Source organism: Autumnicola musiva, assembly GCF_031846585.1.
In the GTDB taxonomy this organism is placed as follows: domain Bacteria; phylum Bacteroidota; class Bacteroidia; order Flavobacteriales; family Flavobacteriaceae; genus Autumnicola; species Autumnicola musiva.
The window spans coordinates 110,472-123,480 of sequence record NZ_JAVRHK010000008.1; the positions used below are offsets into that span (position 1 = coordinate 110,472).

Below are 13,009 nucleotides of genomic sequence, written 5' to 3' on the forward strand. Positions count from 1 at the left end.
AATTACAATTAATTCACTTTTTTTAATCCAAAACTTATAAAAATTCAGTTGCGCTTTGTTTTTTCAATTTGCCAAAACTTTCTAACTCCAAAAATTTAGATTGGAATAGATTTGTAGGGATCTTTTTCTTCAACAGTTCATGGAATTTCTTGTCATGTGTAGAGAGGATAATCTGTTTATCAAGTTTTAGAATAATCCCTCGAAAAAGGTCAATGGTTGAAAGAATATTAATCGTATCCATGGATTGAATAGGATCATCAATAAAAATACAGTCATAATCTTCAGATTTAAGGGCTGTTGCCAGGAAAATACTAAGGCTAAGGATATTTATTTGTGCAGTACTAAAATACAGGTTAGGTATCTGTTTTTTAGTTTCCTTATCATCCATGACAAATACTTCAAGGCTAGGTCGGTTGCCGTCAAAATCCGCTTTAAAGCCTACTTTAGTAAAATCCGGATGGGGATCTATTTTAGAATAAATCTCATTGATAAGTTCTTCATAAAAGAAGTTACTGATTTGTGTATCCAATTGTTCCCTGGTAGCTATTACCTCTGCCATTATTTTCGGGCTGACCTTACTTTCCACAAACTGAATTTCTTCCGTAAGTTCCGTTATTTTCTGCCGAGCATTTTCCGATTCGAGGTATGGTAAAATTACCTCGCTATAAGCTTTTAGTTTATTCAGCTCTTTTAATAATGCTTCTATTTTTTCTATATTCTCACGGCTTCTTTTTTCTATACCTGAAAACTCACTCTCTAACTTTTCTTTGTTATGGTTTCCACTCTCTATATCTAGTTTATCATCCAGAAAGAAACGGTAAATATCAACTTGTCTGCTTTTATCGTTTTGTTTTTTACTAATTTCCCTTTTTTCTTGCAAAAGGCTTTGCCTGGAGTAGGTTTTTAATTCAGTATTCAGTGTGTTAATAATCTCTTCTAGTCTGGCTTGAAGAGATGTTTTGTCCTTGATATTATTATTTAGAGAGGACAGTTCTATTTGCAGATCTTCCGATACGATCTTTCGTTCTGGATGATTTTCCTTAAACCAGTGGATCACTTTCGTATAGACAGGGTCGAGAAGTAACTCTGCTATTTCTTTTTCCAAAAGCTTTATCTCGGATTCTGTAGCTTCATTAAGTTTTTCATTATTCTGAATAGCATCAATGATTAAGTTCATCTTCTTTTTTTCCTCTCCCAGTTTTTCTTTGGTATCCTCCAGGTCTTTTGTGAGTTTTAGTTCAAAACCCTTTATAGAATCTTCCTCAAACAGCTTTTGTAATCCGGATCTTTCATCCTGAAGTTGAAGGATATCCCGATTTACTTTAGTGAGTTCTTTTTCCATTTCCCCGATACTTTTCAAAAGCGTTTTCCTTTCATCGGAGGGAGCTTTCAGTTCTTTCTCATAAAATTCGATCAGGTCCTGTTGCGCTTTTTCTTCGGTTTTGTCGAATGCTGTTATTTGCTGTTGTAACTCATTACGCTGTTTCAGGAGTCTTTGAATGCTATCAGAGAGGGCTTTATTATTTGAGATACGTTTAGCAAGTGTTTCGTAGCTCGCATAGTTTTGTTCACATAGAGGGCAGGTATCGGTTTCTTTTTGGTTCACCAGTTCCAGTCCATCCTGAATAAAATTTTCCAGGCTTTTATTCAAAGAATCTTGTTCAGAAATGAGAGTATTGAGGTCCTTTACTTCCGCTTTTAGCGACAAACGTCTCTCATCATTAGATTCGATAGTTCTGATCAAATTACTAAGTTCTGTATTATCCTGAACACTCAGTAAAGAATACTGCCCTTGTTTGGTTTCGGCGATCAAAAGGCGAAATTCATAAATCCTTTCGTTTAATTTTTCAAGTTTAGCCTCTAGAGTTTTTAATTGTAGTTGCTCTTGTTCCTGGGTTAATTCTAACCTGGAAATAGCTAAGGCGATTTCATTTAATCTTTTCTCGGTGGTGGGAATTTCCTGGAGCTGCTTCCTGGTCGTTTCCTGCAATCTGCTTAACCGGGTGATCTCCGAATCGATTTCTATTGATGAACGTTTTTGTTTTTCCAGGGTTTCCAAATAGACTTTTATACGATCTTTGTACTGGGAGATCTTTGCATGTTTTTCGTCTAGTTTATTTTCAACTTCGAGGTAGGAAGGAAAAATTTTTAATATATCTTCCAGAACTGCTTTATCCCGTCGCAGACTGATGAGTTCTTTTTCCAGCTGATTGTTTTCGTTTGTCGCACTTTCAACCTGTTCAAACTTCTCCAGAAGTTCCTCTATCATTCTGAGGTCTTCGGCTATCTTTTTAAGATCTTCCTGGATCTTAAAATATTCATCTTTTGAGATGACTTTTTCATCTCCGGTTTGGGCTATTTTTAAGGAATCCAGTATTTGCAAGGATTTATCGATAGTGTCATGATCTATAATCGCCTCAGAGATCTGGTTTTGCAATTGAATAATCTCCTTTCTGGAGGTTGTCATAAGAACAGGCTTCAGGGTAGGGTTAACCTGCTTATTGATGATTCCGATCTGGTTATTGATCTTTTCGAGAAGATTTTCTTCCTTTTCTTTAATAATGTGAGACTTTAATTCTTCAATTTCCTCACGCAGCCCTTTTATATAGCTCTCATTCTCTTCGGCCAGTATTTTTACATTTTGATAAAATACATCTAAATCTTGAAGGTCAGAATTCTTCATGAATTTTTCATAACGAAGTTTTCCATCATCTTCTTTTAAAAATGCAGCGATCCATTCCTGCGAAAGAATTACATTTTGAAAGCTGCTTTGCTCCTCTTTTTTAATATCCGAATTGCTGGCACCATGAACTTTCAGTTTTTTAGTTTGTGTTTTATTCCCCTGATCGGTGAGGTATTTGACATAGGTTTCACGATCCAGGTTATTTTTATTTTTAAGGATATTCACAAGCTGTTTTGTTCCTTCGATCTTTTGCTGGTTACGGATAAAGGTATCGGTAAGTTTTTCTTTTCTCCAAAGCCGGGAAACCTGATTGGTAACAGCCCATTCAACGGCATCATAAAAAGATGTTTTACCAAATCCATTAGGAGCATATAAGGATATGAAATTCGAGGCTTTACCATTTGATGTAGAAAAATCAAAGCTAGCGTCCCTGGGGTCATCGTATGCCCTGAAACCTGATATTATGACTGATCTAAACTTCATTTTTGAATTTTTTTAAAATTTCATGATAGACGGCATTCGCTTCAGAAGTTTTATTTTTTTTCCGCAGCTTTTTTCCGAACAGCGTTTCCTTTATAACTGCATTCTGGCTATATTCGATGGAGAGATCGGTTTGGGTATGTTCGAAGGAACTTAAACTATTAACCACATAATCATCCAAGACCTTATTAAAATCTTCACCTTCGGTTATTACAATTTTCCTACTGGAGAATAAGTCATTTTCAATATTATACTTTAATTCTTTTGAAACCGGTGATGCCTGGTCATAGAAGAGGTATATATTGAATTGTTCGAATTCATCCTCGAGATGACGCTGAAAATTCATAGCGATAAAATTGGAGATCTGTTTCCAGTTATTCTTTAAACGCTCTTCCGAATCTATTTTTATATGAAACACATTGGCAGCCTTTTCCCCAAAAGCAGTTGTATAGTGTTCTATGGAAATTTCTGGAAAAGATTTTTTAAACTTCTCCTGAAACTCACTCATATGAAATGAACTTTTCATATAATTCTTTTAAGGTTTTAATGCAGTTTGCATAATTATCATTTACAAAATCATTTTGAATCTCTTCTTTTACCAGATGTTCTTTAAATACAGAAAGGTCTACAAATTTATACCGTTGAAAAGGATTATGGGAACTTCCGTCAATATTAGGTCCTTCTTCGGCTTCTTTTTGATCTGATAAATCACGGGCTATTACGGCGATATTCTCAGGGATATAGGATATATCCAACACCGGTTCGTCGTGAGAAGGTTCATTAGTGGCCACCACTACAGTGCCTTTATATTTCAGCCCTTCGTAATTCATGTTGGGAAGTTCGTGTAAGTGTTCTATCCAAAATCTATCTCCAGCATCCGAGTAAAAGAATCTGACCTGTTCAAATAGTTCGGGAAAATCGGCCTGGCAATGAGACTTTTCCTTAGCTATATTCAAAAATGTCAGGAATTCCAACCATAGTGACCATATCTTTTTCTTTTGAAGTTCTCCTTCATTCTGCTCGATCATCAACATCCTTTTCTTTAGATAATCTCGGATACTGGTGGGCGTAATATCACTACTGATGATTTCTTTGGCTTTAGTTTTTAAAAGTTTGGTTACGCGATCTTTAACTGTTTGATGTTTTAAGCTGGCTTTTATGGAAAACAAATCATCCTGGAAAAATGAGAAAGAATTAAGATAGTAAGGGAGTAGCCTGGCCAGTTTGCCCTCATTTTGATCCTGCTCGATGATTTCGTTAAAGTATTTTATAGGTACCATGCCTACCTGGCCAAGGGCGTGATCGGCCCCAGAAGCCATTCTACTTTGTACACCATAGAGGAAGATCTGATCCTTTAGAATCCTTAAAAACCCACCACCGGACATTCCAACAATATCTTTCTTATTCATAATATGTGGTAGCTGGAGGGTCACTCCAAAATGACCAGGAGTGACATAGAGTTGGGTTTCATAAAAAGTATTCCTATCTCCAGCAGGATTAGTAGTTCTGGATTCAGGGAATCCACATAGTTTTGCGCCCTGGATTTGTTTATCATTGAGGTCAATGACAATATTTTCAAAACCTTCCAAATAGTCTATTTTTAATATGGTAATATCGGCTTCCGGATGACAGAAAAAATTTTGGTTATGCTGTAAATCGAATGGAATAGGAACTTCGGTCCATCCGCCATCCTTTTCTACATTTCTCAAAATTTCAATGGAATTACCATCATTTAGCATGGTTTTGACTTCAATCCCTCTATCGTCTTCAGAAGTTTCAAGAAATAGATGTTTCGCGGTAAGGATATAAGTAAAGTCATTATCCATGGGTTGAAAAATACAACCACTTCCATTTCTTACTTTCACGGTGTATCTTTTCAGGTCATCTTCATTCATAAGCCATCGTATTCTGAGATCAGTCTTGTTTTAAACTCTTTATAATCTTCAAAATCATTTTTGGTAAATACACCCTTACGCACCCTGTCATAATTAAAATGGAGTGTGGCCGATTGATTTACGGCAATGATCCTTCCAAGAAGACTTTTATGTGGATGATGGTGGGTGCTACTATCCGTACTTATCACATAATTATTGGTACGGACTATTTCTAAAAGTTTTCTATTATTATTGGCTTTGCTGCCATGATGAGCGATCTGAAAAAAATCAACTTTCAGGGGATTGGTTTTAGTATAGCCTTCACCAATCAAGGCTTTGATTACCGCTTTAGGATGAGAATCTGCAAGGAATAAAAATTTCCGCTCTTTATATTCTATAATACAGGAGATGGAACTCCCGTTTTTTACGCTGTTATCCTGTCTGAATTTGAAATCAGGTCTCTCCTCTGCTAGAATGAGCTTCTTGAGATCAAGGCTCCAGTCACTAATTTTCGCCCCAGTGTAAATTGGATCCTTAGTTTTATTTTTATACTCTTTTAATAGCTTTTTTAACTGATCGTGAGTAGGAGTTAAGACCTTAATGACACACCCACCCAGGTCCAGCGTATCACCCTGCACAACCAGTTTTTTATCCCACAGCTTATGCTTAAGAAGATAGTCCTCGAATATCAATGCTTCCGGAACTCCAGTTTCTACAGACTTTTTTCTAAGATAAAACTTCAGGCCGTCGTTCATCTCTTCCTTATAAAAACCAGCGATGGCTTTGCCGGAATTAAACCACACTTTTTCAACGAGCATGTGGGCCTGTTCATCCATTTCGAACCATTGCAAAAGCCCTTCAATATGGTCGTTATCAATATGTGATAAAATGAGAAGATCAATCTTTTCCTTACGGGACTTTATCTCCTGAATAGTAGTATATAGATCCCCGTACCTGTTGAGCTTTGGATCGAAATAAGTTTCTGAAACCCCACCATCTATAAGAATATTTCTAGAATTCCCTTCTTCATCAGTATATGATATCCATATGCTGTCCCCGTTACCTGCTTTTAAAAATTTAATTTTCATTCCATTGAATTCTGATTCTTTCCAATACGTTTTATGATTGAAAACTAAATAATATTATAATCGTAGGGGATTATTATAATTTATTTCAAATTTATTCAAATTTCATTATTAAATAACAATTAATCAACCTTAAGAATTATAAATTTATAAACTTCAATTCTAGTAAGTATCAAAAAATAAATGTAACCTCTTGTTTATCCATAAGAAAGCTACTAATTTATAGCTATGTAATCATTATTTAACTATAGAAAATTGCTGATTTATTGAAAGCATTTGTTGGGTCTTGTTTTACAGATATAATACTCCCCAAATCCTAAAAACTAAATTGTTTATGTTATAGGTATAGTTTTAAATTTCTGCCATTTCCAGAGATTAAATATATAAATGTATTATTAAGCTAAACTCAAAGGTTTTTCTTTTAACAGCAGAAGACCAAAGTGAAATAAAAAGGTTTTTAGAAGAAACTCCGAAATCCTGATCGGAGAATTTTAGTTGCTGACAGGCTGACTTAAGTCAAAAAGCTTTCGGAATAATCCTATGTACCATTAATCTTTAAAGCTTTTTGGCTCGTGTCCAAGATAACTTGTAATGAACCCCTTTTACTGAACTAGAGTTTTTACGCAAGGGAAGTAAAAGTGGTGAATGACTGGATTAATCTATTTTTCCGTGAAAAAATTACCGCTATTACTGGCTTCGGAAGATTTTTCCGTGAAAAATTATTTTCAAATTTTTAGAACTAAAATAATTCAATCTCATTTAAACTCATAACGACCTATATTTTCCGAAAATGACGACCCAACATCGCGCAGCGTGTTATCCTCTTGCTGTCATTTCCCCTTTAATTTTTAACTAATTAATTCGCCGCTTCTTTAGCAGCTTTCAAATCAATTTTTACATTATAACCATGTTTCTCCATTAAATACAGGAGGTTGCTACCATTTATGAGACTCAAAGGTTTATCCTTTGCAAAATTGTAGGCTTCGGGTCCATAGTTAGAGGTCGTAACAATAATTCCTTTAGAAGCACCTTCATTCATTGTTGTTCCCCACAAATCCCTAATAGCACTTACTCCTACAGTATTAGTATATCTCTTAGCCTGTATTACAATTTTACCCCCCATAATAGGGTCAGGATTAAAAGCAATGGCATCAACGCCTCCATCTCTACTTGACTGGGTAACCTTAACTTCGCCGCCATTAGAGCTAAATTCTTTATGGAATAATTCCCTAACAAGGTGTTCGAAATCTTCCCAATCCATTGTGGCTAAATTATCTCCTTCCTCAATATTACCGGATACATCCTTCGAATGTATAAAGCGTTTATCAGATTTATCAATATTTTGAATCGGTTTTATAGCTGTGTGTGTATAAATTTTTGTACTTGCTACTCCCTTTAAACCTTTGAAACAAAGTTTGGGATCTACGTGTTGTAGATCAATTTTAAGAAATTCCTCTTTAGAAACGTGGATGGATGCTATACAACAGTTTGTTTTCTGACCTTTAGCTTTATCAATTGATTCTACCCAACCATTAAAGGTTATATAATCTACTGAATTTATAACGTCTGCCTCGAATAGTTCGTGAATAGACCTTATAATTATTTGATAAATAACACTATCGTATAATTTTAATTTTTGAGTTTTTGATAAATGAACATCCTTAAGTTCCTTTCGGGAAGCAATATATTTTACTTCTTTAAGAGTAGGGACATCTTCGATATCTGGTAAATAATATTCGACTATTAACGTATTAGAATCTGCTAAATATTCTACTTCAAAATCCTTTGGAAAGTTAAAAGCTGAATAGTCCGAATTATTTAAAACGATCTCAAAGTACTCATTAATAGCATTAATATCCTTTTGGTGAAACTTTTCTTTAAGTTCGTCTACCACCTGATTATTCTCTTTCTGATTTTGATAAAATTCTTTTTTTCTGCTTGCAAAAGCCTTGACCTCTTTGTCCCAATCTTCAAGTCTTTTACGGTACTCCTCTAATTGGTTATTATATCTGCGTTCAATAATACTATTATAGTATTCGATATCATCATTTTCAGATTTCCATTTCTCTAATGAAAAATTATAGGTTTCTTCAGCTTTTTGTATTTTTTTTGCTTTTAACGAAGGAATTATTTTCTCAAACAGAGATAATTTGGGTTTAAAAAGACCTTTTGATGGAGGATCAATTTTAGACTTGTATTCTGATTGATCGGGTTTACGTGGTTCTTCGGGTTTAGAAGGTGGAATCTCTTCAAAATTTGAGAAATCTTTTAAAGAATTCCATTCTACAGCATCATCAATTTCTAAAGTATGGTGAAGTATGGACTCTATGGATTCCTGAATAGTTTTAGCCTCCTCTGTTAATTGAATTGCATTTATTTCATTCTTTTCTTTATCTTCTTTCTGCAACACTCTATTATACTGAGAGTCCCAGGTTTCAAATTGTTGCTTTACCTTATTTTCTAAAATATAGGAAGAGGAGTCTTTTAAAGTCCTGACTTTTTTCAGCCCTAAATGCATAATCTCGGCTACAAAGCGTACATCATAACTCCTGGTGAATTCTTCGTAGTAATTTTCGGAATGCAAATAACCAAATTCGTTTTGTGCCATATATAATTTTAATAAATACTAATTTATTGTACAGAAATAGTAGGGCACTTCTGGTAAGGATAAAAGTAAGAAAATATTACAACTCAACCCTGGGGGTTAAATTATCACTTGTCTAAAAACTCTAACTCCTCTTTAGTGAAGCATTATCTTTTTGTCGCAAATTCGAGCCTATTTATGCGGCTCCCCAAGCCATTTGTCGCAAATTCGCCTAATAATTAAGTTGAATTAGAATATAAGTTACTGAAAATGAATGTGTTATAAAAATGTAACGGGGCTCTGCCCGTTACCCTCTTGCTACTCATTTTTATTCGCTTCACTACTAAAAATGGCAGCTATAAGAACTAGTCTAATAAGTATTACAAATTATATGATGTAATATTCTTGATAAGACTCGCTCATCAAAAAGTCTGAAAAAACTTAAAATAATTTTGTTACAAAAAAGATAGAATACCGATGTAGCAAGAAGGGGAATTAAATTAATTATGAAATTCAATTTGAGGACTTAAGTGAGAAACCAGAACCGGGAATGAAGCGTTTCCGCTTTTTCTGTGGAATAAGCGAAATGGAAGGTGGCGGTTTTTTACTTGTGTCCGTTTGTTGTTGAACGAAGATCTTTACTCTGGAGGTACGAAAGGGGAATGTGCTGAATGGGATTTTTGATATTTCAACTTATTCTAATCTTTTGAATTTTAAGGGTTTATTGCTGAATGTATATGGTAAATTTGAATAGTATAAAAAATCAAACTATTCTTACAAACCTTACAAACCTTACAAATTGTACTATTTGGCATTGTTAAGGTGTTCTTAATAAAACCTAAATTTGGTTTTTAAATGATATAAATGTACCAGTGCATTTGTACGTACGTTGGCAATAATTATTAAAAAATTTTAACCTAAATCATTAGTTTAAACTAATGATTTAGTTATTTTTGAATTCATCCTTTAATAAAATAATTTTCATGAATTCAAAAAATACATTAAAAATACTTTTTGTCAGCCTTATATTAATCGGATTTTCTAGTTGTGAGGAATCGAAAAATAAGATAGAAAAAATTGATTTTGCACCAGAATATAAATTTTCCTATGAAATAGAAGAGAAAGTTGCTCAAGACACGGTTTCCTGGAAGTATCAATTATCTGCCGCGGATTATGCCACAAAAGGGGATTATCAAAATGCTTTGCTTCATTGGGACATGGCAATGGGAACACGTGAAAAAAATCTCAAGGACGAACAAATAGATTCTTTGCATCAAAAATATTCAAAAACTAGAGCGACCGATTACATTACCAATCAAGCAAAAAACCATCAGGTAGTTATAATAAATGAAGCACATCATAATTCATTTCATAGAGTATTCACTAAATCACTCCTTAAAAAACTATTCAACCATGGATATAAAAATTTAGGCCTTGAAGCTTTGGGAAATGGGAAGAATTTAGATTCAACACTTAATAGTCGCAAATATCCAGTTGCTAAAACTGGCCATTATATAAAAGATCCGCAATTTGGCAATCTAGTCAGAGAGGCTTTGGAGATTGGTTATACAATATTCGCTTATGACAATATGGATAGCAGAAATGGTAAACAAAGAGAAATTGCACAAGCGAAGAACATTCAAAATCAAATCAAGACTAAACCAAATGAAAAGTTTCTAATTCATAGTGGCTATGACCACGCTCTTGAAGGAAATCATAAATCGTGGGAAAAGGCAATGGCCGGAAGATTAACCGAATATACCGGTATAAATCCTTTGACGGTTAATCAAGTAATTTATAGCGAAAGAAGTCAACCCAAATTCAACCATCCAATTTTAAAGGCGTTCAATATTCAAGAATCCACAATTTTAATAGACGAAAATAACAGCCCCCTTAAATACGAACGTGGTGAAGCCTGGACGGATCTGGTTGTTTTGCATCCAAACACAGAATACATTGATGAGCGACCAGGTTGGTTATTTGAAAATGAGAATAAAAATGTTTCAATTAATTTGAACAATATTGAGATAGAATATCCTATTATGGTATTAGCTTTTAAAAAAGGAGAGGATATAAACAAAGCAATTCCGGTTGATATAACAGAAATTGAGAATAAAACAGAAGACTGTAATCTAGGTTTGAAAGAGGGGGTCTATGAAATTGTAGTCACAAATGCAAAAGAGTCGTTTAAATTTGAACGAAAAGTAAAATAACTCTTACCAACAGCCTATAAAAACAATATTAAAACCTGTTTTAAATCGAAATTCATTGCGTTTTTGCTACGGGTGTTTTCCCGTGGAAAATCATCTACTGCAATCGCCGCACAGTTTTTATACGGAACGTTGTCAGTAACTCAAAAATTTATTAAATGAAAAAAGTTATTTTTTTAATTCTTATTAGTTTAACTATTTCCTGTAAAAATGATAATAGCAACGATCAGGTGTTAATGACATCATCTGCAGAAAATGATGCTTTATTGAATATCGTAGACACTGTTAATATTCCCCTTGGTATGAAAGAATATTATGCGAGCTTACAGAATCATATAGTAAAAAGGGGAGATTCAACCTACTTATATAGAGAAAACGGACTAAACAAAACTGTCGACGTATATAATTGGAACTCAAAAGTCAAGGAAGAATCCTTGAGCTTTCAAGGGGTTGAAAGGTTTGGTGGCAGCCCGGTTTTACCTCTTGCTGGGGATTCTATTCTAATAGGCACCTTAGGGGGAGAAATAATTCTTGCTCTTCGTGATTCACTTCTTTGTTCTACAGAGCCAGAAAAAGAACTACAGCAGCTACGATTCTACGCAAAAAATCCATTCAAGCCCGTCAAAATTGAAAATGAAATATTTATGTACGTCCCCCCAAACAGCAGACAAAGTGATCCGGAATTTCGGAATAGACCTTTGATTGCTTCTTACAACCTAGAGACTACCGAAACCAGAACTCTAAATATCCATTACCCAGAATATTTCACACAAAACTGTTGGTCTGAGCATCAATTTCCTCCTTCATTCACCAAAAACAGTAAGAACCAGCTCGTATTTTCATTTCAAACAGGTTCTCCGTTGTATATTTATGATGTAGCTAAAGATTCCGTAATTGAGAAAAGAAATACAGCCGAAAGTAGTCACGTTTCTGAAATTATACCTTATAAAGATTGTGATTTCCAAGATGTGACGAAATACTTCAAATACTTAAAAAGCACTGCGAGGTATCGAAGCATAATCTATGACGAATACAGGAACATTTATTATAGATTGGTTTCATTGCCAACCGAAGAAAACCGTGATGGACAAAGAAACCATGATATTTTGGCGCCGCTTTCCATAATGGTATTGGACGAAAATCTAAATAAAATTATGGAGAAAAGGCTACCAAATAAAACCTATGATCCAAATGACTTTTTCATAACCGAAAGTGGTTTGTGGATTTCGACGAATAACGAGGGTTCCGATTTCTTCAATGAGAATACATTATCTTATGCTTTATTTGAATTTGATACCTGATTGGTGTCTTAAAATTTTAAAAATGGGAAATTTAAAACAGACTTATTTAATTTTGGCTATTCTTTTTTTGAATAGCTGCCAACAGCCAAATGAAGGATATCAAAAATTGACAAAATATCTAGAGAAGAATATAGAGACTCACGAAGTTTCTGAATCACATTTGTACTTTTTTCTACCTGATGATGCCTGTTCCGGATTGGTAGGAGCCTTAACTCCATACTTCAATTCTATGAAAGACGAAAAGAGGATTTCATTAGTCCTTATTGGTAGGTCAAAAAGAAAATTAGATATTATATCAAAAGACTTTATCGCCAAAAACCAATTGCAATTTGACACTTCTGGAAAAGCCTATAATTACAATCTCGTCAAACCGTTAACTCCTACTATTTATATAATTTCTAGTTCAGGAGAGATAGAAGTAAAAGAATATCCTGAAATAGATTTACAGCAAATGAAAGAAGATGTCGACCATTTTCTAAAGACAGAGAAAGAGAATTCGAAAAAAGCAACTGCCAACAGTGTATAAAATCAATGTTTAATTTGTTATTGAATCGAAACACCTTACTCGCTGGTTTAGCGGATTGTCCTGCGGACAATCACGCTCGCCCGTTCGCACAGTATTATACGAGACGTTACCCTGCAAGCTGAAAGCAAAAAACATGAAACAGTCCTTGACCTTAATTTTACTTATCATTCTTATATTTTTTCAGTATCCGTACGTGCAAATACGTTACTCCTTCTGGTAGCCGGCCAATAACTCCTCCAGTCTTTGGATGTTTTCAAAATTCTGGT

At 34.4% G+C, this 13,009-nt stretch carries 8 protein-coding genes; 3 read left to right on the forward strand and 5 right to left on the reverse strand.

Translation table 11 applies throughout. From position 1 onward, the window contains the following. Positions 1-34: 34 nt before the first annotated feature. From RM539_RS12085 to RM539_RS12105, 5 genes are all read right to left on the reverse strand, one after another. Positions 35-3,166, reverse strand: coding sequence for an AAA family ATPase (locus RM539_RS12085; protein WP_311503660.1), 3,132 nt, complete (start codon positions 3,164-3,166; stop codon positions 35-37). Continuing rightward, entirely contained in the window at positions 3,156-3,689 is a 534-nt protein-coding gene (locus RM539_RS12090) for an ABC-three component system middle component 1 (RefSeq protein ID WP_311503661.1), read from the reverse strand. The genes RM539_RS12085 and RM539_RS12090 overlap by 11 nt, the downstream gene beginning before the upstream one ends. After that, positions 3,664-5,058, reverse strand: a complete 1,395-nt coding sequence (locus tag RM539_RS12095; protein ID WP_289021629.1) for an ABC-three component system protein — start codon at positions 5,056-5,058, stop codon at positions 3,664-3,666. Before RM539_RS12095 ends, RM539_RS12090 begins: the two co-directional genes overlap by 26 nt. Next, positions 5,055-6,125, reverse strand: coding sequence for a ComEC/Rec2 family competence protein (locus RM539_RS12100; RefSeq protein ID WP_311503662.1), 1,071 nt, complete (start codon positions 6,123-6,125; stop codon positions 5,055-5,057). The genes RM539_RS12095 and RM539_RS12100 overlap by 4 nt, the downstream gene beginning before the upstream one ends. Before the next feature lie 853 nt (positions 6,126-6,978). Continuing rightward, a complete protein-coding gene (locus RM539_RS12105) occupies positions 6,979-8,730 on the reverse strand; it encodes a restriction endonuclease (protein WP_311503663.1) in 1,752 nt (583 codons plus the stop codon). A 959-nt stretch (positions 8,731-9,689) separates the two neighbouring features. Here RM539_RS12105 and RM539_RS12110 point away from each other — a divergent pair. The 3 genes from RM539_RS12110 (at position 9,690) to RM539_RS12120 (ending at position 12,743) form a co-directional block, all read left to right on the forward strand. Then, a complete protein-coding gene (locus tag RM539_RS12110; protein ID WP_311503664.1) occupies positions 9,690-10,919 on the forward strand; it encodes a hypothetical protein in 1,230 nt (409 codons plus the stop codon). 155 nt (positions 10,920-11,074) lie between these two features. Next, a complete protein-coding gene (locus RM539_RS12115) occupies positions 11,075-12,217 on the forward strand; it encodes a DUF4221 family protein (protein ID WP_311503665.1) in 1,143 nt (380 codons plus the stop codon). Between the two features lie 22 nt (positions 12,218-12,239). Next, positions 12,240-12,743, forward strand: a complete 504-nt coding sequence (locus RM539_RS12120) for a hypothetical protein (RefSeq protein WP_311503666.1) — start codon at positions 12,240-12,242, stop codon at positions 12,741-12,743. The last annotated feature ends 266 nt before the right edge of the window (positions 12,744-13,009 follow it).